The sequence below is a fragment of the Amycolatopsis sp. NPDC004625 genome, assembly GCF_040609695.1.
Classification (GTDB): domain Bacteria; phylum Actinomycetota; class Actinomycetes; order Mycobacteriales; family Pseudonocardiaceae; genus Amycolatopsis.
Genome location: NZ_JBEXKX010000002.1, coordinates 215,938 through 239,284, shown reverse-complemented (window position 1 = coordinate 239,284; position 23,347 = coordinate 215,938). Strand labels below are relative to the sequence as shown.

Genomic DNA, 23,347 nt, shown 5'->3' with positions numbered 1-23,347 from the left:
AGGCTAGCGAGCCAAGATGAACACCAGCGCCGCGACGACACCGGCGACGGGCGGGGTGACCAGCCAGGCGATCAGGAAGTTGCGGACCGTCCCGCCGGAGATCCGGCTGAGGTTCGGTCCGGCGGATCCGGCGATCGCCCCGGTGGACACGTGCGTGGTCGACATCGGCAGCCCCGCACCGGCACCGACCCCGACGAGGGCGGCGGTGGCGAGGTTGGCGAGGAAGCCTTCGCGGTGGTTCATCTTGACCACGCCTTCGCCGAGTTTCTCCGCGACCCGCATCCCGCCCAGCAGCGATCCGGCGGCCATGGCCGCGGTCACCAGGATCATGATGTGCCACGGCTTCATCCCGGCTGGCACCAGGGCGAACGCGCCGATGGCGACGATCTTCGGGGTGTCGTTGAGGCCGCGGGCGAAGCCGGTGGCGCCGCTGGTGAACCAGTGTGCCGCGGTCATGATCCGAGACGAGGTCTTCTCCGGCGTCACCGCGGGAGCCGTCTGCACGGCGACGTCCCCGCTGCCGGAGGACGTGACCGGCGGGGTGGCCGTGGACCGGCGCTTGTTCGCGGCACCAGTGGCGACCGCGAGGATCATCGTGATGGCGTAGGCGACGACGATGCTGACCAGCAGCGGCGTGACCAGCTTGCTGCCGACCGCGCTCCACGAGACACCGCCGGTGCTCATCAGCAGGCCGGCACCGACCATGCCGCCGATGAGGGCGTGGGTCGTGGAGACCGGCAGCCGCAGGATGGTGGCCAGGCCGACCCAGAAGGCGGCCCCGGCGAGCACGGCGACGGCGAACGCGTCGGTGGTGGCGCCGGTGATGATGCCCTTGGAGAACAGGGCGGTCATCTTCGACGCGAGGCCGAGGGAGAAGGCGCAGCCGATCAGGGTCGTGATCGTGCCCCAGAGGATCGCGGTCTTGTACTTGGTGACGCCGGCGCCGGCCAGGGTGGCTACGCCCTTGGGGACGTCGTTGCTGCCGTTGACCGCGGCCAGCGCGGCGACGAGGACGAACACGATTATCGCGGTGATTGACATGCAGGTACTCCCCTCAGTGGTCGAAAACCTCGGTGTTCAGCAGCAGCCGCTGTCGGGCCCGCAGGCGTCGGCGCCCGGCTTGCGGGCGCGGATGATCGCGGAGTGCATCCCGTCGGCGGCGTCCTGGGTGAACACGACCTCGGCTCCGGCCAGCCCGACCTCTGCGAGCAACGAGAGGCACTCGGCCTGGGACAGGGCACCGGCGATGCACTGGCTGACGCCGCCGCGCTCGGCCCGGTCGGCGGGCGTGAGGTGGTCCTCGGCGACGACATCGGTGATCCCGAGCCGGCCGCCGGGCGCGAGCACGCGCGCCATTTCGGCGAACACCGCGGGCTTGTCCACCGACAGGTTGATCACGCAGTTGGAGATGATGACGTCGACGGTGGCGGCGGGGAGCGGGATCTGCTCGATGGTGCCCTTGAGCAGGATGACGTTGTCGACCTCGGCGTCCTCGATGTTCTGCCGGGCGACGGCGAGCATCTCCTCGAGGAAGTCCAGGCCGAAGACCTGCCCGTCCGGGCCGACGCGGCGCGCGGAGAGGATGAGGTCGAGTCCGGCGCCGGAGCCGAGGTCCAGGACGGTCTCGCCGTCGCGCAGCTCGGCCACGGCGGTCGGGTTGCCGCAGCCGAGGCTGGCCAGCAGCGCGGCGTCGGAGGCTTCGTCGGCGCCGATGTCGCCGTAGGCGCCGGGCCCGAACCGCGTCGGGTCCGGCGCGCAGCAGCTCTTCGCCTCCGCAGCCTCTGCGGCTTTCTCGCGGTAGTAGTCCTGGATCTCGGCGGTGGTGGTGTCGGTCATGGTCGTCTTTCGGGTCAGGCGCCGGTGGCGGCGAGCCGGTGGACCGGGGTGGGGTAGCCGGGTTTGAACGACACCGGCGCGGTGGCCGCGGACCGGGCGCCGGTGGCGGCGTTCGCCGTGGCCACGGCGTCGCGGACGGCGGCGTCGAGTTCGGCGGGCTCGCAGGCGACGCGGGCATTGACGATCACCCGGGCCGTCGTGGCCGGCTTCTCGGCGGCCCGGTCGACCGTCGGCTCCGCGCCGGCGGCGGTGAGGCTCAGCTTGGCGAAGTCGCCGCCGGCGGCCTCGACGGTGAGCTTGGCGTGCCCGACGACGGCGCCCGCGCAATGGGCCCAGCTGCCGAGGGTCGCGAGCATCTGCCGGCCCCAGGCGGTGAGGTCGAGCGGTGCTTCCGAGGTGAGCTGCACGTCCTGGTTCATCCAGGCCAGCTGCGCTTCGGCCGCGGCGTAGCGGTCGTAGTCGACCTGCAGGTCGACCGCCTGGTTGCCGGACGGGCCGTCCCACGCTTTTACTAGGTCGTCGACGCGGTCGCCTGATTTGGCGCTGTAGCCGACGACCGCCGCGTTCGGGTAGTCGGCGGCCAGCCGCGTCATCAGCTCGGTGGCGCGGTCCGGCGCGATGGTGTCGAGCTTGTTCACGGCGATGACGTCGGCCTCGGTCAGCTGCTGACGGAACAGGTACGACAGGTCCGATTCCGGTTCGCCGCGTTGAGCGGCGCGGTCGAAAGCCATGTACCGCAATAGGTCGATGACTGTCGTGAGTGGACTGACGACCATGCTGTCGCCGTAGTAGGCGCGCAGCGGCCGGACGACGGTGGCCTGCAGGTCGGTGCACGAGCCGACGGCCTCGGCGATGACCGTGTCCACCGGCGTGTCGCCGGCGCCGTCGACGAGAGCGCGGATGGTGTCGACGAGGTCCTCGAAGCGGCAGCAGAAGCAGCCGCCGGTGACTTCGGCGACGGAGTCGAGCTTGCTGCGCACCAAGGCGGTGTCGACGAGCTCGACGCCTTGGTCGTTGGTGATCACCGCGACGCGGCGGCCCTGCTCCTGCAGCGCCTGCGCGGTGGCGATCATCGTGGTGGTCTTGCCGGCCCCGAGGAACCCGGTCAGCGGCACGAAGGTGATCACGAACGTTCCTCCAGTGATTTCAGCCGTCGGAGCAGCAGGCGCCGGAGCCGCCGGAGACGACCGGCAGCGGAGTGCGGGTGGCGGCGGGGGCATCGCCGAACGCGACGCGGCGGCTGGCGCCGAAGGCGTCCATCCACTTCGCGACCTGCGGGCGCAGCTCCGGGTCGGACACGACCATCGCGGTCGTGACCGGCCGCGGGGTGCAGCCGCGCAGCACCTTGGCCTGGTGCGCGCCCGCGCCGAACTCGACGGTGCGCAGGCCTTCGGCGTAGGCGTCGCGGACCGGGGCGTCGAGGACGAGGGCGAAGTAGATGCCGCTGCGCTCGCCGATGGCGGCGTAGTCGAAGCCCGCCCACTTCGGGAACAGCCGGTGGTGTTTGCGGATCACGACACAGGTGGCGACCAAAGCGCCGTCCTTCGTGCCGAGGTAGGCGCGGACGTCCGCGCGGGCGTCCAGCAGGGCGGTCAGCACGTCGACGATGTGGGCGGGTTCCTCGCCGGCACCGTTCTTCTCCCGATTGAGGCAGGTCAGCTCGGCGATGCGGGTGACGTAGGGGCGGATGGCTTCGCCGTCGACGCGCTCGACGTGCACCCCGGCCGCCTCGGCGCGGCGGACGTCGCTCTTGATCCGCTGGCGCTTCTTCAACGGCAGCGCCGCGAGGTGGCCGTCCCAGGAGTCGGCGTCGAGACGCAGGTAGTCCTCGTAGCCCCAGAAAGTGCTGTGCCCGCCGACCTGCCGCAGCGCGGTGACGATCGCGTCGTTGCCGCTGCGGCCGGAGATCCACGGCGCGACGATGCACTTGATCCCCTGCTCGAACGCCGCCGGCACCAGCTCGGACACCATCTGCGCCATCAGGCTGGGCGTCCAGAAGTTGTAGGCGACCTCGGTGCGGTAGCCCAACGGGGAGCCGAGCAGCAGCGCCGGGAAGAACGGCTCGGTGCCCAGGGCGTCGACCTCGCCGCTGATGCACGCGTCGGTCTGCGCGCCGCAGCAGACTTCCTCGCCCGTCGGCGCCTGCCACCCGAGGTAGGTGCGCGGCTCGTGGTCGACGACCGGCGGCGTCGTCATCACGTACCCGGGCAGCAGGGCCAGCTCGCCCCGGGCCCGGGTCGCGATCGTGTGCCACGGCTGCAGGTCGGTCAGCGCCTTCTCGCTCGCCCCGAGCCACGTCGGGCCGAGGTAGGGGAAGACGTCGGTGAGGTCGGCCAGCTCACCTTCCCAGTCCAGGTCCGGCAGTCCCTGACCCGTGCTCACGACGACGCGCGGCGCTCCACCCATGGCTTCCTGTCCCTCCCGATCGGTCTTCAGCACTTCACGCAGCAGCGGACCTTGCCTACGTCTTCGGCGTCCGCGCGGCGCTCGATCCACAGGTCCTCGACACGGCGGTCCGGGTGGGTCCACTCCACCCACAGGCCGCGGTCGACGGTGGCGATGTCCTCCATCCACGGCGAGGACAGCAGCGGGGAGCCCTTGAACAGCAGCAGGCGGGTCTGCAGCGCGGTCGGGTCGGTGACCTTCGCCAGCCCGGTGTCGACGAGGAAGTCCTCGAAGGTAAGCAGCTCCTCGTACTCGATCCACGGCGTGAAGGGGATGAACGTCGGGTACAGCACGAACCCGATCCGCTCGGCCTCGGCGATCGCGGCGCGCATGTGGTCGACGTCGATGTGCTTGTCGAAGATCCGCAGGATCCGGTTCGAGGGGAACTCCAGCGCCGAGGTGACCTTCACCAGCCCGAGCGACACCAGCTCGGCGAGTTCCTTCTGATAGCTGAGGATGTGGTCGACGCGGGTGGTGAACTCGAACGTGATCGGGCCGATCTCGTCGACCAGGCGGCGGACGACGCCGGCGCCGATGGTGCGGGAGTTGAAGAACTCGGCGTCGATGAAGCAGAAGTGCCGCACGCCTTCCTCGGCCAGTTGGAGACAGTCGGCCAGAACGGTGTCGGCGTTGTAGGCGGCGACGCCGCCGTCGTACGCGCCGTACACCGAGCAATAGGTGCACTTGTGGTGGCAGCCGCGGGTGGTCTCGACGTTGCCCATCAATCCGTACGGTGAATGGTGCGCCGGATAATGCACCAAAGACGGGAACAAATCACGAGCCGGGGCTGGGACGGTGATGCGCCGGTGCGGTGGCTTCGGCCTCATCCCCTGCGCGGTCATCGACGCCGGCACGGTGGCGACCTCGCGCTCGCCCCGGGCGACCTCAGCGAGTTCGGTCGCGACGAGCTCGGGTTCTTCCATCACGATGGCGTCGACCGTTTCGAGGAACCGGCGATGGTTCATCTGGGCGTACTGCCCGAACGCGACCAGCTTGGCTCCACCGAAGGATTCCCGCAGCCGGGCAGCGAGGTTCAGACCGCGCTCGACGCCCTCGAACTGCTGCACCGACAGCAGGACCAGATCGAACTCGCCCTCCGGTACGGCGTCGGGGTTCTTGTGGGCGTCCCAGCCGACGACGTCGGCGTCCTGCGCACGCATCGCGGCGCCGGCGCACGCAGAGGTCAGCGGCTGAAGCTCGGCTTCGAAGGCAGACGCGACGAGTACACGCGCAGCGGGCATGCTTCCCCCACAACTGAATCGGACAAAAAGGATTTGGTTCCCCCAGCGGAACCGGCCCGACGGCGGGCCTCTCCTCGTACGAGGGATCACGATTGCATGCTTCAGCGATACATGTCAATGGATCGATAAACGCAGGTAGATCACGGTTTTCAGGGTCGCAATTCATCCTTTCGGACGTTGTGATCACGCCCGCGCCGGACTCCACGGAGGACCTTCCCGGCTATCGGCGGGTATGGACCGAGCTCCTTTCATCGACTAGCATCGATGAAGGCTGGGGGAGCTAGACCGTCCTCGGCACGCGAATCCGGTCCCCGATGTCAAGGATGGTGGCATGGACAAGATCCTCGAGGTCCTGCGCTTGGCCTGGGATAATTTGGTCGACCTGAGCATCTTCTTCTTCATCGCCCTGGCCATCGCGGCGATGGTCGACCTGCTCTACCTCGACGTCGTCGCGCGCCGCTCGTTCCGCAAGCACGGGTTGCTGGGCGTCCTGTTCACCACGTGCCTCGGTGCGTTCAGCCCGTTCTGCTCCTTCACGGTCATCCCGTTGATCCGCAAGCTGCTGCGGGGCGGCGTGCCGCTGTCGGCGGTGATGTCGTTCTGGATCGCCTCCCCCGCCATGGATCCGCCGATCTTCGCGTTGACCGCGAAGGAGATCGGCCTTCCGCTGGCGACCGCCCGCCTCCTCGGCGCGCTCGTACTGGCGATCGGGGCCGGGGTCATCATCCTCTTGGTCGAGAAGCGCGGCGGGTTCAAGGACGTCCTGCGTGCGGAGAAGAAGCCGGCCGTCGACGAACGCGAGCGCGCCGCCGCGCCGGCCGAGGTCGCGGTGGCCACCGGCGGCGGCAGCGGCACGACCGTCCTCACCGAGGCGCCCGCGACGACCGGCGGCCCGGCACCCGAGGACGACGATGACGACGGCGCCCCGTGGTGGCCGCAGGCGAAGGCGAGCCTGAAGTCGAAGCGGAACTGGCGCATCACCGGCCGGAACTTCCTGCGCGACACCGTGTCCCTGGGCAAGTGGCTCGTGTTCGCGTGCGTCTTCGAAGGCGTCATCCGCGTCTACGTCCCGAACGGCATCATCACCGCCATCCTCGGCGGCGACAAGGGCTGGCTGGCCATCCCCCTCGCCGCGGTCATCAGCATCCCGCTCTACCTCAACGGCGTCGGCGCGATCCCCATCGTCGGCGGACTGCTGGCGAAGGGCATGGCGCAGGGCGCGGCGGTGACGTTCCTGCTCGCCGGGTCCGTGACGACCATCCCCGCGATGGTCGCGGTCCGCAGCGTGGTCAACAACAAGGTCTTCGCGCTCTACATCGCCTTCGGCATGCTCGGCAGTATCCTGCTCGGCTTCCTCGCCCAGCTGCTCTTGTGAACTTGTGCCGGGCGGCCGTCCCCCTCCCCCAGCCGGCCGCCCGGCACATCCTTTGTCCTGAAGGGACTTCTCGTGTCCGTGCCCGAGGTTCTGTTCGTCTGCGTGCACAACGCGGGTCGTTCGCAGATGGCCGCAGCCTTCCTGCGTCATCACGGCGGAGACCGGGTCATCGTGCGGTCGGCGGGCTCCGCACCGGCTGACACGGTCAACCCGGCCGTCGTCCAGGTCATGGCCGAACGCGGCATCGACATCTCGGGCGAGCAGCCGAAGAAGCTGACCACCGAGAGCGTGGAACGGTCGGACTTCGTCATCACGATGGGCTGCGGGGACGCCTGCCCGGTCGTTCCCGGGACGCGCTACCTGGACTGGAAGCTCGACGACCCCGCCGGGCGCCCGGCCGAGGAGATCCGGCCCGTCCGGGACGAGATCGAGCGGCGCGTTCAGGCCTTGCTGGCCGAGCTGGTCGGCACCGCCACGAGCGACACCGGGACCGCGGCAATGGTGAGCGCGCCGAGCACGAGGAACGCCGTCGAGTAGCTGCCGGTGAGCGCAGCGAGCGCCGCACCGGTGTAGGGCGCGACGGCCGACATGGTCACCAGCGGCGCGGACAGCAGACCGCTGAGCCGCCCGTACCCGGCGGTGCCCCACCGGTCGGCGACGGCGGTCGCCTGCAGCAGCGTGAACACCCCACGAGCCATCCCGGCCAGGATCGAGGCGCAGACCAGCGCCGCCGCCGACGTCAGCACGCCCAGCACCGTGGTCGTCGCCGCGAGCACGACGATGACGACGGCGGTGCGGGTCCGGACGCCGGTGCGGTTGACCAGCGGCGCGAACCCCAGCCGCCCGGCGACCTGACCGGCCCCGCCAAGGCCGAGCGCGATCGCCGCCATCCCCGTCGAGAGCCCTCGCTCGGCGAGCAGAGCGACGAGGTTGACGACGACGGCGTAGGTGCCGAGCGCGGTCAGGCTGAACGCGGCGACCAGCGCGACGAACGCCGGGCTCCGCGTCTCGTTTCCCGGCTTCGACAGCTCGGCGACTTCGACGACTGGCGGCCACGAGCGACGAAGCCCGAACCAGTGCGCCGGCACGGTGACGACGGCGAGCACGACCGCGAGGACCACGTAGGTGCTCCGCCAGCTCAAGTGCTCGGCCAGCAGCGCGGTCAGCGGGGCGAACACCGTGCTCGCGAACCCGGCCACCAGCGTCAGCGTCGTCAGCGCCCGGACACGACGAGGGCCGTACCAGCGGGTGAGCGCGGCGAACGCCGGCGGGTAGAACGTCGCGGCCATCGCGAGCCCGGCGCAGAACCAGCCGGCGAAGAACAACGGCAGCGTTCGCGCGGCAGCGATCACCACCACCGCGGCCACGCCGACGACGGACCCGGCGGTCATCAGCAGCCGCGGACCTCGCCGATCGAGCACCCGCCCGACAGCGATGCCCGTCAGCGCAGAGACGAGCAGCGCGACCGACAGCGCCGCGGTGAGCGCGGCCGGCGACCAGCCGGTGTCGCGGGCGATGGCCGGGACCAGCACGGGGAAGGCGTAGAAGAGCACGCCCCAGCTGGTGATCTCGGTGAGGCACAAGACGGCCAGCACCGTTCCCAGCTTGCGCTCGGTCAACGGAGCTCGGCGAGCAGCTCCCGTACCCGCCGATCGATCTCGTCCCGGATCGGTCGGACGTCCTCGACGCCCTTGCCCGCGGGGTCCTCGAGCTGCCAGTCCAGGTACCGCTTGCCGGGGAAGATCGGGCAGGCATCCCCGCAACCCATCGTGATGACGACGTCGGCCGCCTCCACCGCGTCGGTCGTCAGCCTCTTCGGCACCTCGCGGGAGAGGTCGAGCCCGATCTCGGCCATCGCCTCCCGCACGGCGGGGTTGATGCTGTCGGCGGGCGCGGAGCCGGCCGAGCGGACGTCGACCGCACCATCTGCGTGGTGGGCCAGCAGCGCGGCGGCCATCTGGGACCGGCCGGCGTTGTGGACGCAGACGAACAGGACTTCAGGCTTGCCGGTCACGGGTGTTCTCCCTTTCGACGTGCGGGACGGGCAGGGCGGTCGCGATGATCGCGGCGAAAACGAGCCCGCACACCGCCGCGACGGCCAGCCCGGTGAACGGCCACAGCACCAGCACCCAAACCACGCCCGCAAGCGCGCCGGCCGCTTGGCGGTGCCGGGTGGTCCACATCCAGGTGCGTGTCATCGAGGGCTCCTTCCGAAGCGGCGCCGCAGCGCGAGAGAGACGTACACGAGGGCGACGAGTACCGGGACTTCGATCAGCGGGCCGACGACCCCGGCGAGCGCCTGGCCGCTCGCGGCCCCGAAGGTCGCGATGGCCACGGCGATGGCGAGTTCGAAGTTGTTGCCCGCGGCGGTGAACGCCAGCGTGGTGGTCCGCTCGTAGTTCAGCCCCACCGCTTTGCCGAGCGCGTAGGAGCCGGCCCACATCAGTCCGAAGTAGACCAGCAGCGGAACCGCGATCCGCGCGACGTCCAGCGGACGGCTGGTGATCTGGTCACCCTGCAAGGCGAAGAGGACGACGATGGTGAACAGCAGCCCGTACAGGGCGACAGGCCCGACCTTCGGCAGGAAGTCCTTCTCGTACCAGTCACGGCCCTTGGCGCGTTCGCCGACACGACGGCTCAGGTAGCCGGCGACCAAGGGGATGCCGAGGAAGATCAGCACGCTCTTGGCGATCTGCCACCCGGACACGGCGAGGTCGGCCTGCGGGAGGCCGAGCCAGCCCGGCAGGACCGAGAGGTAGAACCAGCCGAGCAGCCCGAAGGCGATCACCTGGAACACCGAGTTCAGCGCGACGAGCACGGCGGCGGCTTCGCGGTCGCCGCAGGCGAGGTCGTTCCAGATGATCACCATCGCGATGCAGCGAGCCAGGCCGACGATGATCAGCCCGGTCCGGTACTCCGGCAGGTCGGGCAGCAGCAGCCAGGCCAGGGCGAACATCAGCGCGGGGCCGACGAGCCAGTTCAGCACCAGCGAAGGCCATAGCAGCCGCCGGTCGCGGGTGACCGTGCCGAGCCGGTCGTAGCGGACCTTCGCCAGGACCGGGTACATCATCACCAGCAGCCCGAGGGCGATCGGCAAGGAGATCCCGTCGACCTGCACCGCGGACAGCGCGGTGTCCAGGCCGGGCACCCAGCGCCCGGCCAGCAGCCCGGCGACCATCGCGGCCGCGATCCAGACCGGCAGGAACTTTGTCCAGGGTGGACAGGCGCGGCGGCGCCTCGGCAACCGTCGTCACGCCGTGACTGCTTCGCTCGTGGTCGTCAGCACCGCTGACAGCCGCGCCAGCACCTCCGGGTGCACGCGGTAGTAGATCCAGGTGCCGCGCCGGTCGCCGGTGATCAGCCCGGACTCGCGCAGCACCTTCAAGTGATGAGAAATGGTCGGGCCGGTCAGGTCGAAGGCGTCGGTCAGGTCGCACACGCACGCCTCGCCACCGGCGTGGGACGCGATCAGCGAGAGCAACCGCAGCCGGACCGGGTCGGCCATCGCCTTGAACAGGTGCGACAGCTCGACCGCCTGGTCCTGCGTCAGCGGCTCCCGAGCCAGCGGCGCGCAGCAGGCGTCCATCGCGACGAGCGGCAGTTGCTTCGACATGACTCTATATTGACAGATTCACATATAGGCGGCAATCTAAGTTCAGCTGCTTAGACATTCGTCTATTTAAGGAGGTAGTGGAGATGTCACGGGTACAACTGGCCCTGCGGGTCGGGAACCTGGCGGGATCGATCGACTTCTACTCGAAGCTGTTCGGGACCGAGCCGGCGAAGCTCCGGCCGGGCTACGCGAACTTCGCGATCGAAGAGCCCGCGCTGAAACTGGTGCTCCTGGAGGGCGAGCCGGGCCAGGAGACGGTCATGGACCACCTCGGCGTCGAGGTCGAGTCGACCGACCAGGTCAACGCGGCGACCCAGCGACTGACCGGCGAAGGGCTCGAGACGCTGACCGAGGACGACACCACGTGCTGCTACGCGGTGCAGGACAAGGTGTGGGTGCACGGGCCGGGCAAGGAGCCGTGGGAGGTCTACACGGTGAAGGGCGACTCGACGACGTTCGGCACCGACAGCGCCGCGCTGGTCACCCCGGCGACGTGCTGCACACCGGACGCCGAGACCGGCGCGACAGCCAAGCCGGAGGACTGCTGCAACTGAAGCCCCTGGAGCCGGTGCGCAATCGAGGGGCGCACCGGCTCCCGCTCTTCTAGGTGCCGACGCGCGAGCTGCGGCGCTCGATCATGACGACGTCTCGCCACACACCGTGGTGCCGGCCGACGCGTTCGCGGACGCCGATCTCCCGGAACCCGGCGCGGCGGTGCAGTTCCCGGCTGGCGGTGTTCTGGGGGAACACGCCGCTCTGGATCGTCCAGATCCCCGCATTCTCGGTTGAGGCGATCAGGGCGGCCAGCAGCGCCTGCCCGACACCGCTGCCCTGTGCCTCCGGGGCGACGTAGACGCTGTGCTCGACGACCCCGGCGTACACGCACCGGGAGGACACGGCGGAGACCGCGGCCCAGCCGACAACCCGCCCGGCCGGGCCGAGGGCGACCAGCCGGTGCTCCGGAAGATGGGCGGCGTCCCATGCCTCCCGGGCAGGCGCGGTGATCTCGAAGCTCGCCTGGCCGGCGTCGAGCCCGGCCTGGTAGATCGCCAGCACCTAGTCGGCGTGATCGTCCGTCATCGCGACGACCCTGACCGGCTTGGTGGCGCGGATGATCGCGGAGTGGAGCTTGTCGCCGGCCTCATGGGTGAGCTGGACGTCGACGCCGCTGAGTCCGGCGTCGTGCAGGAGGGCCCGGTAGCGGCCAGCGGTGAGCGCACCGCCGAGGCACTCGACCGCACCGGCGCGGGCCGCGCGCTCGTCGTCGGTGAGGGTGTCGTCGGCGAGGATGTCGGTGATGCCGAGGCGGCCGCCGGGGCCGCAGGACGCAGGCGATCTCCCCGAACACGGCGGGCTTGTCGGACGACAGGGCGATGAGGCAGTTGGAGATGACGACGTCGACGGAGGCGTCCGGCAGCGGGATCTGCTCGATGGCCCCCTTGAGGAACTCGACATTGGTCACGACGGCCTGCTCGGCATGCCGGCGGGCGAGGGTGAGCATGTCGTCGGTCATGTCTAGGCCGATGGCCCGCCCGCTGGGCCCGACGCGGCGGGCGGAGAGCAGAACGTCCAGCCCGCCGCCGGAGCCGAGGTCGAGGACGGTCTCGCCGGCCTTGAGCTCGGCGACGGCGAGCGGGTTGCCGCAGCCGAGGCTGGGTCGCCGTCACCTCGACCGGAAGCTCCGCTCCGGCGTAGTGGACGGCGCCGAGCCGATCGGAGTCTCCGTCGCCAGCCAGCAGGCCTGTCCCCTCCCCAGCCAGAGCTCGCAGGGCAGCGGTGGCGTAGCGGTCATAGACGGCGTCGCGGTCGAAGTTCATGGGCGACCTCCTCGTCGATGGTCTCGGCGAACGACCGGACCCCACGACCCATGACGACGTCCGCAGCACTCGGGAAGCAGGACACGCACGCTTCATTCACGCGGTAGAGCCGAGCAGGAAGCCACGCCGCCGGCTGCACGCTGAGGGCTACTCGCGCCGAAGGGTTCATCCGCTGACGAGAACGCAGAGCAGGGCGGAGCGGCGCATGGCAGCCCGGCCGGAACGTCTGGACCACGAGGACGGCGCCGCTTATCGACTCAACGGAACACCGCGATCGCAGCCACACAAGCCTCCAACTGCAGCTAGGGCGAGGTAAACCTCAAGCACGACCGCCTCACCCTCGTGGCCACGGAATCGTCCCGAAACTAGCCAACTCCATTAACCCACCCGGCTGAGCGTCCAACTCAGTCGGACACCCAGCCGAAGCACGGGCCCGTCATCCTGCCTGGTCAAGGTCAAGCCACTTGACACCACGAACACCCAGAACGCTTTGATGAGCTTCTTGACCATGCGCTTCACGCCCTTTCTGATCTTCTTCGCCAACTTCCGGCCAGCCTTCAGACCGCCACAAAGGATGAACAGCGAGCAGAGCAGAAATGCTGCGTAGCGTGCGGGACCGGTGACGCAGCCGCCGTTGGAATCGAACCAGGCGCTAGACCCTGACCACACAGGATGACCACTATGGAGTTGATAGGACTCCATTCTACCGTCAAGCAGCCGGATCCCGCTTCGATCAGTTAAGCGCGACGAGACTGTCGACGCCCCGGCACGAACAGCTCGTCAGCGACAGAGTGTCACCGCGGGTATCGATCATCCAGCGACGACCATCCGTCCTCGATCACCTGATCCGCATCGGCATCACCACCAGAGCTCGATCGGCACATCTGCGCCGCAGTGATCACCAGGCGAACGGCTGCACCGCGGCCACCCCCTAGACAGCTCCCAGATCGACGACGCTTTTACTTCTTGACACAACTAGACCACTCTGGCGTACTCTCATGTCAAGTAGTTAGGAGGGTGGGATGCCAGACGGTGACTACTTGGCGTGGCGCGCCGGCGGTAAGTGGCGTCTTCTCGCCAACCTCGTGCGAACCGGAGCTTCGTCGACGGAGCTCGAAGACGCTCTGACTTCTGCGGTCGCCAACTCCATTCGCGCTACCGGTGGCATACCGGAGTTCGCTCGGCTCGCAGATGGTGTTCATCGAGCCGCGAACGACGGCGCCGAGGCATTCGCTGTGCCCCCTTCTGCGCCTCGCGATGGGGTCCTGCGACGGTTGCTTCACGAGGTGGCACCCACCCTGACGATCGCGATGCATCGAGACATGCAGCTCTCCTCGCCGATCACGGCCACGGAACTGCTCGCTGAGCGTTTCCTCTCGCGGGTCGCCGGCGCAGGGCTCGACCACATGCTGCCCACACTCGTTGCAGACGGCTCCTACACGATGGTCCAACTGCGTGATCTCTTCGCTCGGCTGTCCTACTCAGCGCCGATGGCCGAACTGCGTGATCGGTTCATCCGGCACCCGTCGGGAAACGGGCTTCGAACACCTAACCGCCGGACCGCGGTCAAGCCGCTCCGGGAGCTGGTCGACACGGGATTGGAAGCCTTGTGAAGACTGTGGACGTGGCACCCTCCGACACGGTGGTCCGATACTGGTCGGACACCACCCACGACGAGCACTGCATCCGCTTCGGCGACGACGCCCAGCTGGATGGTGGCGGAGTCGTGGACCTGCTGTCCCAGCACCTACCGGCCGTAGCAGCAGACCTGCTTGACTTCGCCGCCTCGGTGTACGCGATCGATCGAATGGTTCGGCGACCGAGCTACTTCGGCTACGACAACGGCGGCGATTGGGCCCGCAAGCTCAAGGCCGTGTTCCCAGTGCGGGACCCTGATCGATGGACCCAAGCCCAGAATGAAGTACATGCGTTGCTGGAGTGGCTGACAGACGATCTATGGGAGTGCACGTTTGTCCCCACCGCTGGAAGCGGGCTTCGCTCAGGCCAAAACTACCTTTTGAGCGTCTTGCCAAACGGAATCGAACCCATCCTCTTCTCAGGTGGAATGGATTCCTCCGCGGGTCTGGCAGTCCACGGTCAGACCCAACCACTGCTGCCGGTCAGCGTCGTGACCAACAATCACATGACCAAGGTGCAACGTGACGTCTTGGATCGCCTTCCCGGCATCGCGACCGAGAGTCGTCACGTCCGGTTCAGGGTCAACCTCAGTCGCCGCCTGACCGGCCCTTCCGGCCAAATCGAGCAAACGCAGCGCTCCCGCGGGCTGGTCTTCTTAGCCGCCGGCGCAGCAACCGCATTGACTTTGGGCGTAGACCGTCTCTGGTTCTGCGAGAACGGCGTCGGTGCGGTGAACCTCCCATACATCCGGTCACAGCTGGGCGCCCAAGCCACGAGGTCGGCACATCCCAGAACGACTGCCGGCATGGAAGCCCTCCTCCGCAAGCTGACCGGAACGAGATTCACGATCCACAACCCGCTCCTTCGCATGACCAAGGCCGAAGTGATATCCGCCGTGCCTTCGGAGTTCACCGCGGCGATGGCCGCTAGCGTCTCCTGCGACACCAGCTTCGCGTCCAGGGTCAAAGGACACCCCAGATGCGGTGTATGCACCTCCTGTCTACTGCGGCGCCAAGCTGTAGCTTCGTCGAGGTACCCACAGCTGGACGAGCGCCTCGTCTACCGGGAAAAGGTGAGCGCGGGCACCGAACAGCTTGTCGCCATGCTCTGGCAGGCCTCCCGCATGTCCGATGCGCTGCGATCCGATGCGCCTTGGCCCGCTCTGGCAGGCGAGTTCCCGACCATCCTGGAAGCCGCTCGATACATCCCCAACGACGCTCTGACCAGCATGTTCACCACTTACACCCGCGAATGGCCGCTGTTCATGGACTCGCTAGGTTTGCGAGTCGATGAATGGTTCGGCCAAGACGGAGACCGCACGAACGATGGGCACCACAGTGGATGAGCACCACGCTGACGAGACCTTGGCGACCCGGCTGCGCAATGCGCGGGATTCAGCCAAGCTGACGCAGGCCCAGGTGGCTGCGGAGATGGGCATGAGTCGCCCGACCCTGATCTCGATCGAAAAAGGCACCCGCCCTGTCAGCCCAACCGAGCTTGTCAAGTTTGCCGAGCTGTACGAGAAGGACGTCTCGTCGTTGCTGCGACCGGTGTCCCCACCAGCGTCGATCCGTGCCCGGTTCAGAACCGGTCTCGTGACCAGCACGAATGAGGGCGATCTTGACCAGGCCGTCGACGAACTTGAACGCTTCGCCGACAACTACCTGGACCTGCTGCGCCGCTCACAGGTCAGGTTGCCGGGCAGGCCACCCGCGACACACCCGGTCGACTACCTCGGCCCCGACCGCGCCGGCGAAGCCCTCGCGACCGAGGAACGCAACCGGTTGGGGCTCGGCGACGGTCCGCTCCAGCAGATGCGTGAAGTCTTGGAGGTGGAGGTCGGCCTCCGAGTCTTCTTCCTCGATCTGCCGTCCAAAGTCGCTGGTCTGTTCATCTACGTTGACCCCCTGGGCGGATGTGTGGGTGTCAATCGAAACCACCCCCCGCAGCGTCGCCGCTGGACCATGGCCCACGAGTACGCCCACTATCTAGCTTCGCGGGACAGGCCAGAAATCACTCGCCTCGGCCGCGGCCGCATCAACGATACGGAGCGCCTCGCCGAGTCTTTCGCAGCCAACTTCCTCATGCCCCGCAACGGCATCATCCGTCGATTCCATGAGCTGAAACAGGATAATGCGGGTAAAGCTACGCCAGCAACACTAGTTCAGTTGGCACACACCTACCGAGTTTCGGTGCAGGCGCTGTGCCTGCGACTGGAAGACCTCGACCTTATCCCCGCAGGAACATGGGACCGACTGAAGGCAAACAAGTTCCAACCTCGCGCGGCGGCGGACCTGCTAAATCTGTCACACCAGCCCGAAGGCGGGGATCCGTTACCCTACCACTACCGCACACTCGCGACCCAACTCTATCTCGATGGCGACATCACCGAGACCCAATACGCGCATTATCTGGATATGAGCATCATCGATGCTCGGAAGGAATTCCAGAACCTCACTTCCACTCGCGACGTCAGCGACGACGGCCAAGCGCAGATCGTCGACCTCCTGGACAGCGTGGAGTGACACCCCGTGCCCACTCCGCTACTACTGGATGCTTGCATCGCAATCAACCTGATCGCAACCAACCGCGCAGATAAAATCGCAAAAGTCGTTGGCGTCAGATTCACCATGGTCAGACAGGCCGCCGAGGAATGCGTACAACTCCGCGTTGATGAACGACAGATTCCAGTAGCCATGGCCGGCGGTGACCCATTCGCTGAAGTACTGACACTCGCAGAGACAGAGATCCCCCCGTATGTCCGCTTGGCGGGCGATATCGACGACGGCGAAGCCGCCACAATTGCTCTCGCCAATTCAAGATCTCTCACGATGGCGACAGATGACAGAAAGGCTCGCCGGGTCGCTGTCGAAGAAGGCCTTGATCTACCTATCGGCACAACGGACATCTTGCGAAAGTACGCCACGGTGGCGACTCTGACACCACAGGAAGTCACCTCAATGCTAAAGCGGGTTCAAAATGAAGCCAGCTACATTCCCAGGCGTTCCGACGTGAACTTCGCTTGGTGGGAGCAAAGCATCAGCTCGTGATCCGAGATGGCAACGGAAACGGAGCATTTCTGATCGAGTTGCAAGACTTACCGCAAACTACCCGGCAGGCTACCCCGGCCGCCTCGAGACCCTTTTCTGTTACTAAGACTTACCCAGCCGAGCAGCCGCTCAATCGTCTCGGCGGGCAATAAAGGCCGACCCCATTTCGCTCGGTTGCCACACTCCCTGCTCGCCAACTACCCGGTTCGTCAGCTCCACAGTGGCCAAGTACACCCAGAAGACCCAGTCGAGGTAGAACTCGTCGTAGTCTCGCTTCTGTTTCGCATCTTGGTGACGAATGTGGAAGCCATTGGCGATTTCGAAGAGCGCACCACTGTCCTTTTTTGCAAGGGCCGACGTCAACACGTTGTGCCGACGCTCTTCGAGGACAAGGGCAAGGGCGACCACCGCGGAGCGCTTCTGGTTGCGGTCCGCCCCACGCGCACGAAACAGCTCGATCGCGTGTCGTACCTGGTTTGCCGGTTCACCGTCGTCTCGCTCGATCAACTCGCGAACCAGTGTCGAGCGGGCGTCGTCGGTCGCCACGACAAGGCGCCCCACGTCGGCCCCTTCCTCGGCCAACCGGTACCCGAACTCGCTTCGGTCGAGGATCTTGTTAACCCGCCAGCGGTAGGCGACACGTCCCGGCTCGATCTCGAAGAGCTCGTTGTGCCAACCGCACTCGCCGTGGCTGTGAAGCCAACGTCGCAGGGGCCGCGCAGCCGAATCGTGCAGCAGCTCGACAATGTCGAAGAAGAGATCGTGATCTTGCATCAAGCGATGCACAGGTAGTGGCCACAGGTCGGCAATCCCCAGCTCACGCTCGATCCACCGCGCCGGCCCGTCTCCGTAAGGATCGTCGATGCAATCCTTCCCGAAGCGCTTCTCGAAGTAACCCAGTGTCTCGAGCTCTGCGACTAGGCTGACGAATTCGCGGATAGCCTTTTCCTGGGTCAGTGTTCGTGTGGTGCGTGGACCGGCTTTCGCTCGCTCCAATACGGTCGACGAGGGGGCGGGTCCTCGTTCAAGAGATCCGCGTTGACCATGAGGTCACGTAGGAACTGTTGCGCCACGGTCATATTCGGGCGTGGTGCATCCCGGACATCCCGAGGACCGGAACTTGGGCGTTCGCTGATCTCAGCGAACTCCTCGACCGGTCCACCCCTGATGCCGCGAACGAAGGCGTCGTCGAGAAGCAGCGCACAGCGATCGTTCCAGTCTTTTAGATCGCGTTGGTTGAGCAGTTTGGCGGCCTCAGATTTAAAAAGGGCTCGCGGCCACACGAGCTGGTAGTCGGCCTCGGCCAGTCGAGCACTCACCCGTCCATTATCCCTCACCAAGCCGTGACCATGCGCGGCCCAGCGAGCCGAGTGCACCGGGCTCCGTGACCCGTGACGTCGCCCAGCGCACCGCCGTGGTCGCTACCGGACTCGTCCGTCCTGACGCGCCGAGGCATTCAGCTGCGAACGCCACAGGCGACTGGCTTGGGCGAGCCACGACTACCGCACGAACGTCATCTCCCGTCATCCTGGATCACCAACAGCCATCGCCGTCTGCATTTCGGCCCGCACGGTCGCGCACAATTTCCTCGAAGCAGCAGCTCCGACACCAAGCTCACGTCGGAGGCTCTCTGCTGAGATGGGGCGCCGGTGAACGTTCCATTGGTCACGATTGAGGGCTCTCGCTCGGTCAAGCTTCGCCGGGTTGTCTGTAGCCGAAAGCTCGGTCGACGGCTCTCGGCCATTCACAGCGAAAGGGTTCCGGCTCAGGTAAGCACCCGGATGGCAAGCTGGTGCAATCGCCCTGCGGTTCCCGCGCACTGTCGACGGCGTGCAGGCTTCGAAGCAAGGCGGGACCGACCTCGGCCCACCCTATAAGCAGCAGAGGCCCAACCGCGTCGAAGCTCGCCTTACCCCACTGGCCTGCGCAGATCGGGTCGGCGAAGTTCAGAGCCAGCGTCGCGCTGCTGGCCGCCAGCAGAAGGCGGCGGGCCGGCCGAAGCACCACTTCCGGAGCACCGTTCATCGCCAGGTGCCGGGTGCCCACGAGCAGGCCGAGCACGGTCAGGTTCAGCGCCGGAGCCACCAGCGGCGCAACGTAGGCCGGAACCCCGATCCGCAGCGCCAAGGCCAAGACGTTCCCGAAGCCGAAGAGGAAGGTCAGCCCGATGACGATACTCATCATCGTGGTGACGAACCTGCTCACGCTGGCCGAGGAGCCCATCACCGCCTCCCGCGCTTCGACGAGAGGTCGAACGTGGCCTCGATGACCAGCGAGCCGGTCAGGTCAGGCTGTTCGGGCGATGATGGTCTGCGTGGTGCCCCCGACGGGCCTCGACCCCGCAGCTTCGCCTTCGCTGGGCGCCGATAGACGGGGCGCAGAATCTGCATGCAGGCCGCCAGCCGGACAAGTGCAGCCGACGCGCCGTCAGCGCGCCACAGGCATCAGCGGACTGTATCGGCGCGTGAGGTGGGCGCCCGGCCGGGCTTGCCGCGGCGTGCAGCCCACGCCCGCCACCGTCGGAGACAGCCGCCAGCTGGCCCAACAGCTACGCCACGCGGCCGACCAGGCCGCCATGTTTGGGCGACCGTCAAGATAGACACTAAATCGCCCCTACCCATGGGTAGCAAAAAAGCCCAGGTCGTTGACCTGGGCTTTGCTCCCCCGCTTGGACTCGAACCAAGAACCCTCCGGTTAACAGCCGAATGCTCTGCCAGTTGAGCTACAGGGGAATGTTGCTCACTTCCGGTGCCGGTCTCTCCGACCGACAAGAGAAACCTTAGCCCATGCCCCCGGCCCCCTTCACACCACCCCCCACTTGGCGCAACCGCCACCAGCGGGGCGGTTTTCCTGGACAATGGACAGTCGGACGACCTAACGACGGAAGGCGTGGACGCGGATGAAGAAGTTCCTGCTGGGGGCGGGCCTGGGGTACGTACTGGGCGCCAAGGCAGGCCGGGGGCGGTACGAGCAGCTCGTGCGCACCTACCGCCGGGTCGTCGATCACCCCATGGTGCAGGGGGCCGCCGGGGTGGCGCGGGCGAAGATCGGGGAGAAGCTCAAGCGCTGACGCGGGCCACGAAGAACACGCGGCGGAACTCGAACCACGTGGTGCCGTCGGGGCGGGGTGGGTACGCCTTGCGCAGTAGCGGTGCCAGCTCGGCTCGGAACTGCTCCCACTCCGCGTCCGGTAGCGCTGCGCGGATCGGGCGCAACGCCGTTCCCGTGATCCACTCCAGCACCGGTGACGACCCGTGCAGGGGCTGCACGTACGTCGTCTCCCAGGCGTCGGCCGTGCAGCCCGCGTCGGCCAGGAGGTTGGCGTACTCGAGCGGGGCCGACACCGCGTCGTCCTCGCGCAACACCACCTCGGCCAAGCGGGACGCCCACTCCGGGGACGCCGCCAGTTCGCGCGTCAGCACGTGCGAGGGCGCGTTGAAGTTGCCCGGCACCTGCACCGCCAACCAGGCCCCCGAAGGCAGCGCGGCCGCCCAGCTGCGCAGCAGGACGTCGTGGTCCGGGACCCATTGCAGGACGGCGTTCGACACCACCACGTCGGTGTCCGGGGCCGGTGTCCAGTCGCGGACGTCGAGCACCGCCGCGTCGAGGCCGCACTCCCGGGCTGCCGTCACCATTTCGGGTGAACTGTCACTGCACTCCAGGACCGCGGACGGCCACCGAGAGCGCAGCGAGACGGTCAGGTTGCCCGGGCCGCAGCCGAGGTCGACGACGCGCCGCGGGGACGAAGCTCCGATGCGCGAGACCAGGTCGTGGAACGGCCGCGCCCGCAGGTCGGCGTAGTCGAGGTACTTGTCCGGATCCCACACGGCCGCCTCCCAGGTAACAGTACGCCTGTACTGAGTACGAGCGTACTGCTACTCCGCCGGGTTGACCAGCTTCTCCGCGACCTGCTCGGCGATGGCTTCGACCAGCGTGCCATCGGTGCCCGGATCCGGCCGGACCTGCAGGACCGTGCCGTCGCGGCCCGGCACCTTGCGCTGGACGAACCACGCTCCGCCGGCGCCGATCTCCTGCCGGTGCCGCGAGCGGATCGAGCCCTCGACGCGCTGGTACGCCTCGCGCGGCACCTTGCCCGGCGACGGCAGCCGGAACCGCACCGGCGGCAGGTCGGCGAGCACGACCGCCGACCCCGCGTCACCCACTTCCGCCGACTCCGTCAGCGTGAAGACGCCGTCCGCCCAGGCCGCCTTGCCGATCAGGTGCCAGCCAACGCGGCGGGCGCCGTCCTCGGAGGGGATCCACAGGCCCAGGGCCGTCACGACCAGGTGCCCGCCGCCCTCGACCGGGGCGCTGTCGACGACCTCTTCGCCCGGGGAAAGGGTGCCGGTGAACCCGTCGGGCGTGCGGTCGCCCAGCAACCGGCGCAGGAAACCCATCTCAGCTCCACGCGCCGGCGGCGGCCTGCTCGCCCAGCGACTTCCTGTACTGCTCCAGCGCGACCAGGTCACCGAACAACGCGCGGTAGTCGTCCGGCGCCTCCACCGGCGACAGCCGCTGCAGCTTGCCCTTGATCTCCGCGATCTGCCGCCCGACCAGGCCCTCCTGCAGCCGCGCGAGGATCGAGGAGATGTACCGGGAGTCGACCTCGTCCTTGGCCTGCAACGGTTCCACGGCCAGCTCCGAGAGCACCCGGCGGACCGTCCCTTCCGGACAGTGCGGGGCCGCCGCGTCCAGCAGTGCCGGGCCGGTCAGGCCCGAACCCGCGCCGCCGGCCTTCAGCACGGCGTCGTGGACGGCCACGTACACCGGGTGGGTGAACGCCTCCAGCGGCAGCGCGTCGTACTCCGGCCCGGCGATCGCGGGCTGCTGCAGCGCCGCCTTCAGCGCCTCGCGCTGCACGGCGAACCGCGGGTCCTTCGGGGCCGGGCGGGCCACGTCCTGCGCGGGCGCGGCCGGCGCGGCCTGCTGGGCGCGCGCGGGCTGCCGCAGCGGTGCTCCGCCGCGCTTGTCGGTCGCCCCCGCGGAGCCGCGGACGCGGTTGACGACCTGCGCCACGTCCTGCCAGCCCACCCACCAGGCGAGCTTCGACGCGTAGCCGTCGCGGGCCGCGCGATCCTTGATCGACGCCACCATCGGCACGGTCTTCTGCAGCGCCGCGACCTGGCCGTCGACCGAGTCGAGGTCGTAGTTCTTGAGGGTGCTGCGGATGACGAACTCGAACAGCGGGGTCCTCCGCGCGACCAGGTCCTTCACCGCGCTGTCGCCCTTGGCCAGGCGCAGCTCGCAGGGGTCCATGCCGTCGGGCGCCACCGCGATGTACGTCTGGCCGGCGAACGTCTGGTCGCCTTCGAAGGCCTTCAACGCGGCCTTCTGGCCCGCTTCGTCGCCGTCGAAGGTGAAGATGACTTCGCCGCGGAAGGCGTCGTCGTCCATCATCAGCCGGCGAAGCACCTTCATGTGGTCCTCGCCGAACGCCGTGCCCGACGACGCGACCGCCGTCGGCACGCCCGAGGCGTGCATCGCCATCACGTCGGTGTAGCCCTCGACCACGACCACCTGGTGCCGCTTCGCGATCTCGCGCTTGGCCAGGTCGAGACCGAACATGACCTGCGACTTCTTGTAGATCGGCGACTCGGCGGTGTTGAGGTACTTCGCCGAGATGCGGTCGTCTTCGAACAGCCGCCGCGCGCCGAAGCCGACGACGTCGTTGCCGACGTCGCGGATCGGCCAGACCAGCCGCCGGTGGAACCGGTCCATCGGGCCGCGCTGGCCCTCCTTGGACAGCCCGGCGGTGAGCAGCTCCTTGACCTCGAACCCGCGGTTGAGCAGGAACTTCGTCAGCTTGTCCCAGCCGCCGGGTGCGTACCCGCAGCCGAAGGTCTTGGCCATGGCGGCGTCGAACCCGCGCTCGGACAGGAAGTCCCGCGCCGGGCGCGCCTCGTCGGTGACCAGCTGCTCGGCGTAGAACTCCTGGGCCAGCCGGTGGGCCTCGACCAGCCGCGTGCGGCTGCCGCGGTCGCGCTGGATCGTCGCGCCGCCGCCCTCGTAGGTGAGCCGGATGCCGACCCGGTCGGCCAGCCGCTCGACGGCCTCCACGAACGAGATCAGGTCGATCTTCTGGATGAACTTGATGACGTCGCCGCCCTCGCCGCAGCCGAAGCAGTGGAAGGTGCCGTGCGTCGGGCGGACGTTGAACGACGGGGTCTTCTCGTTGTGGAACGGGCAGAGGCCCTTCAGGCTGCCCCCACCGGCGCGGCGCAGCGCCACGTACTCCCCGACGACCTCGTCGATCCGGTTCCGCTCGCGCACCTCCGCGATGTCGCTCTCCCGAATCCGTCCTGCCACGTCACCCACTCTAGCTTTGCCGGTTG

Annotated in this window: 25 protein-coding genes, 1 tRNA gene and 1 pseudogene; 8 read left to right on the top strand and 19 right to left on the bottom strand. The window is 67.9% G+C overall.

Annotation, left to right across the window (positions count from 1 at the left end):
• Positions 1 to 3: 3 nt before the first annotated feature.
• From ABZW17_RS02995 to ABZW17_RS02975, 5 genes are read right to left on the bottom strand one after another with little or no spacing between them, the layout of a single operon-like run.
• Positions 4 to 1,041: an inorganic phosphate transporter gene (locus ABZW17_RS02995; RefSeq protein ID WP_354809029.1), complete on the bottom strand. Its 1,038-nt coding sequence runs from the start codon at positions 1,039 to 1,041 to the stop codon at positions 4 to 6.
• Between the two features lie 36 nt (positions 1,042 to 1,077).
• The gene (locus ABZW17_RS02990; protein ID WP_354809027.1) at positions 1,078 to 1,836 is read right to left on the bottom strand and encodes a methyltransferase domain-containing protein; all 759 of its coding nucleotides are present in this window, start codon (positions 1,834 to 1,836) and stop codon (positions 1,078 to 1,080) included.
• Positions 1,837 to 1,850: 14 nt separating this feature from the next.
• Positions 1,851 to 2,963, bottom strand: coding sequence for a GTP-binding protein (locus ABZW17_RS02985; protein ID WP_354809025.1), 1,113 nt, complete (start codon positions 2,961 to 2,963; stop codon positions 1,851 to 1,853).
• Between the two features lie 19 nt (positions 2,964 to 2,982).
• Positions 2,983 to 4,242, bottom strand: coding sequence for a GNAT family N-acetyltransferase (locus ABZW17_RS02980; protein ID WP_354809024.1), 1,260 nt, complete (start codon positions 4,240 to 4,242; stop codon positions 2,983 to 2,985).
• Between the two features lie 26 nt (positions 4,243 to 4,268).
• On the bottom strand, positions 4,269 to 5,522 hold the full coding sequence (locus ABZW17_RS02975; RefSeq protein WP_354809023.1) for an RCCLKC-tail radical SAM protein: 1,254 nt from the start codon (positions 5,520 to 5,522) through the stop codon (positions 4,269 to 4,271).
• A gap of 331 nt (positions 5,523 to 5,853) precedes the next feature.
• Between ABZW17_RS02975 and ABZW17_RS02970 the strand changes: the two genes are divergently transcribed.
• Entirely contained in the window at positions 5,854 to 6,897 is a 1,044-nt protein-coding gene (locus ABZW17_RS02970) for a permease (RefSeq protein ID WP_354809022.1), read from the top strand.
• A gap of 72 nt (positions 6,898 to 6,969) precedes the next feature.
• On the top strand, positions 6,970 to 7,434 hold the full coding sequence (locus ABZW17_RS02965; RefSeq protein WP_354809021.1) for an arsenate reductase ArsC: 465 nt from the start codon (positions 6,970 to 6,972) through the stop codon (positions 7,432 to 7,434).
• Here the strand turns inward: ABZW17_RS02965 and ABZW17_RS02960 are convergent.
• From ABZW17_RS02960 to ABZW17_RS02940, 5 genes and pseudogenes are all read right to left on the bottom strand, one after another.
• The gene (locus tag ABZW17_RS02960) at positions 7,338 to 8,516 is read right to left on the bottom strand and encodes an MFS transporter (protein WP_354809020.1); all 1,179 of its coding nucleotides are present in this window, start codon (positions 8,514 to 8,516) and stop codon (positions 7,338 to 7,340) included. The two genes, ABZW17_RS02965 and ABZW17_RS02960, sit on opposite strands and share 97 nt — an antisense overlap.
• Positions 8,513 to 8,911 carry an arsenate reductase ArsC gene (locus tag ABZW17_RS02955; protein WP_354809019.1) on the bottom strand — a complete coding sequence of 133 codons (399 nt, stop codon included), beginning with the start codon at positions 8,909 to 8,911 and terminating at the stop codon, positions 8,513 to 8,515. The genes ABZW17_RS02960 and ABZW17_RS02955 overlap by 4 nt, the downstream gene beginning before the upstream one ends.
• Positions 8,895 to 9,095, bottom strand: a complete 201-nt coding sequence (locus ABZW17_RS02950; protein ID WP_354809018.1) for a hypothetical protein — start codon at positions 9,093 to 9,095, stop codon at positions 8,895 to 8,897. Before ABZW17_RS02950 ends, ABZW17_RS02955 begins: the two co-directional genes overlap by 17 nt.
• Positions 9,092 to 10,151: pseudogene (arsB, locus tag ABZW17_RS02945) on the bottom strand (ACR3 family arsenite efflux transporter). Before arsB ends, ABZW17_RS02950 begins: the two are co-directional and overlap by 4 nt.
• Positions 10,148 to 10,510 (bottom strand): metalloregulator ArsR/SmtB family transcription factor, encoded by a 363-nt coding sequence (locus ABZW17_RS02940; protein ID WP_354809016.1) that lies wholly within the window; start codon positions 10,508 to 10,510, stop codon positions 10,148 to 10,150. The pseudogene arsB and the gene ABZW17_RS02940 overlap by 4 nt, the downstream one beginning before the upstream one ends.
• 83 nt (positions 10,511 to 10,593) lie before the next feature.
• On the opposite strand from ABZW17_RS02940, the gene ABZW17_RS02935 reads away from it, so the two are divergent.
• Complete coding sequence (locus tag ABZW17_RS02935; RefSeq protein WP_354809014.1) at positions 10,594 to 11,064, top strand: ArsI/CadI family heavy metal resistance metalloenzyme; 471 nt, start codon at positions 10,594 to 10,596, stop codon at positions 11,062 to 11,064.
• Between the two features lie 49 nt (positions 11,065 to 11,113).
• Here the strand turns inward: ABZW17_RS02935 and ABZW17_RS02930 are convergent, their stop codons facing one another.
• A complete protein-coding gene (locus ABZW17_RS02930; protein WP_354809012.1) occupies positions 11,114 to 11,566 on the bottom strand; it encodes an N-acetyltransferase family protein in 453 nt (150 codons plus the stop codon).
• Positions 11,567 to 11,651: 85 nt separating this feature from the next.
• The gene (locus tag ABZW17_RS02925) at positions 11,652 to 12,074 is read right to left on the bottom strand and encodes a methyltransferase domain-containing protein (protein WP_354809302.1); all 423 of its coding nucleotides are present in this window, start codon (positions 12,072 to 12,074) and stop codon (positions 11,652 to 11,654) included.
• A 1,539-nt stretch (positions 12,075 to 13,613) separates the two neighbouring features.
• Between ABZW17_RS02925 and ABZW17_RS02920 the strand changes: the two genes are divergently transcribed.
• Genes ABZW17_RS02920 through ABZW17_RS02905 form a run of 4 tightly spaced genes read left to right on the top strand, consistent with a single transcriptional unit; the run spans position 13,614 to position 17,015 of the window.
• Positions 13,614 to 13,940 (top strand): hypothetical protein, encoded by a 327-nt coding sequence (locus ABZW17_RS02920; RefSeq protein WP_354809010.1) that lies wholly within the window; start codon positions 13,614 to 13,616, stop codon positions 13,938 to 13,940.
• Between the two features lie 11 nt (positions 13,941 to 13,951).
• Positions 13,952 to 15,310, top strand: coding sequence for a 7-cyano-7-deazaguanine synthase (locus tag ABZW17_RS02915; protein WP_354809008.1), 1,359 nt, complete (start codon positions 13,952 to 13,954; stop codon positions 15,308 to 15,310).
• On the top strand, positions 15,291 to 16,490 hold the full coding sequence (locus ABZW17_RS02910) for an XRE family transcriptional regulator (protein ID WP_354809006.1): 1,200 nt from the start codon (positions 15,291 to 15,293) through the stop codon (positions 16,488 to 16,490). The genes ABZW17_RS02915 and ABZW17_RS02910 overlap by 20 nt, the downstream gene beginning before the upstream one ends.
• A 6-nt stretch (positions 16,491 to 16,496) precedes the next feature.
• Entirely contained in the window at positions 16,497 to 17,015 is a 519-nt protein-coding gene (locus ABZW17_RS02905) for a hypothetical protein (protein WP_354809004.1), read from the top strand.
• A 129-nt stretch (positions 17,016 to 17,144) separates the two neighbouring features.
• On the opposite strand, the gene ABZW17_RS02900 is transcribed toward ABZW17_RS02905, so the two are convergent.
• The 4 genes from ABZW17_RS02900 to ABZW17_RS02885 form a co-directional block, all read right to left on the bottom strand.
• On the bottom strand, positions 17,145 to 18,011 hold the full coding sequence (locus ABZW17_RS02900; RefSeq protein ID WP_354809002.1) for a hypothetical protein: 867 nt from the start codon (positions 18,009 to 18,011) through the stop codon (positions 17,145 to 17,147).
• On the bottom strand, positions 17,969 to 18,334 hold the full coding sequence (locus ABZW17_RS02895; RefSeq protein ID WP_354809000.1) for a hypothetical protein: 366 nt from the start codon (positions 18,332 to 18,334) through the stop codon (positions 17,969 to 17,971). The genes ABZW17_RS02900 and ABZW17_RS02895 overlap by 43 nt, the downstream gene beginning before the upstream one ends.
• 370 nt (positions 18,335 to 18,704) lie before the next feature.
• The gene (locus ABZW17_RS02890) at positions 18,705 to 19,220 is read right to left on the bottom strand and encodes a hypothetical protein (protein ID WP_354808998.1); all 516 of its coding nucleotides are present in this window, start codon (positions 19,218 to 19,220) and stop codon (positions 18,705 to 18,707) included.
• 454 nt (positions 19,221 to 19,674) lie between these two features.
• Positions 19,675 to 19,747: transfer RNA gene (locus ABZW17_RS02885), tRNA-Asn, on the bottom strand.
• Between the two features lie 167 nt (positions 19,748 to 19,914).
• Here ABZW17_RS02885 and ABZW17_RS02880 point away from each other — a divergent pair.
• Positions 19,915 to 20,085 carry a hypothetical protein gene (locus tag ABZW17_RS02880; RefSeq protein WP_003097798.1) on the top strand — a complete coding sequence of 57 codons (171 nt, stop codon included), beginning with the start codon at positions 19,915 to 19,917 and terminating at the stop codon, positions 20,083 to 20,085.
• Here the strand turns inward: ABZW17_RS02880 and ABZW17_RS02875 are convergent.
• Genes ABZW17_RS02875 through dnaG form a run of 3 tightly spaced genes read right to left on the bottom strand, consistent with a single transcriptional unit; the run spans position 20,075 to position 23,321 of the window.
• A complete protein-coding gene (locus ABZW17_RS02875; protein ID WP_354808995.1) occupies positions 20,075 to 20,842 on the bottom strand; it encodes a trans-aconitate 2-methyltransferase in 768 nt (255 codons plus the stop codon). The two genes, ABZW17_RS02880 and ABZW17_RS02875, sit on opposite strands and share 11 nt — an antisense overlap.
• 48 nt (positions 20,843 to 20,890) lie before the next feature.
• A complete protein-coding gene (locus ABZW17_RS02870; protein ID WP_354808993.1) occupies positions 20,891 to 21,412 on the bottom strand; it encodes a hypothetical protein in 522 nt (173 codons plus the stop codon).
• Between the two features lies 1 nt (position 21,413).
• Positions 21,414 to 23,321 (bottom strand): DNA primase, encoded by a 1,908-nt coding sequence (gene dnaG / locus ABZW17_RS02865; protein ID WP_354808991.1) that lies wholly within the window; start codon positions 23,319 to 23,321, stop codon positions 21,414 to 21,416.
• Between the last annotated feature and the right edge of the window lie 26 nt (positions 23,322 to 23,347).

Excerpts from the sequence above, each read along its gene's own strand:
- ABZW17_RS02995 (WP_354809029.1), bottom strand. The coding sequence starts at position 1,041 with ATGTCAATCACCGCGATAATCGTGTTCGTCCTCGTCGCCGCGCTGGCC.
- ABZW17_RS02990 (WP_354809027.1), bottom strand. The coding sequence starts at position 1,836 with ATGACCGACACCACCACCGCCGAGATCCAGGACTACTACCGCGAGAAA.
- ABZW17_RS02980 (WP_354809024.1), bottom strand. The coding sequence starts at position 4,242 with ATGGGTGGAGCGCCGCGCGTCGTCGTGAGCACGGGTCAGGGACTGCCG.
- ABZW17_RS02975 (WP_354809023.1), bottom strand. The coding sequence starts at position 5,522 with ATGCCCGCTGCGCGTGTACTCGTCGCGTCTGCCTTCGAAGCCGAGCTT.
- ABZW17_RS02970 (WP_354809022.1), top strand. The coding sequence starts at position 5,854 with ATGGACAAGATCCTCGAGGTCCTGCGCTTGGCCTGGGATAATTTGGTC.
- ABZW17_RS02950 (WP_354809018.1), bottom strand. The coding sequence starts at position 9,095 with ATGACACGCACCTGGATGTGGACCACCCGGCACCGCCAAGCGGCCGGC.
- ABZW17_RS02940 (WP_354809016.1), bottom strand. The coding sequence starts at position 10,510 with ATGTCGAAGCAACTGCCGCTCGTCGCGATGGACGCCTGCTGCGCGCCG.
- ABZW17_RS02935 (WP_354809014.1), top strand. The coding sequence starts at position 10,594 with ATGTCACGGGTACAACTGGCCCTGCGGGTCGGGAACCTGGCGGGATCG.
- ABZW17_RS02910 (WP_354809006.1), top strand. The coding sequence starts at position 15,291 with ATGGGCACCACAGTGGATGAGCACCACGCTGACGAGACCTTGGCGACC.
- ABZW17_RS02880 (WP_003097798.1), top strand. The coding sequence starts at position 19,915 with ATGAAGAAGTTCCTGCTGGGGGCGGGCCTGGGGTACGTACTGGGCGCC.
- ABZW17_RS02870 (WP_354808993.1), bottom strand. The coding sequence starts at position 21,412 with ATGGGTTTCCTGCGCCGGTTGCTGGGCGACCGCACGCCCGACGGGTTC.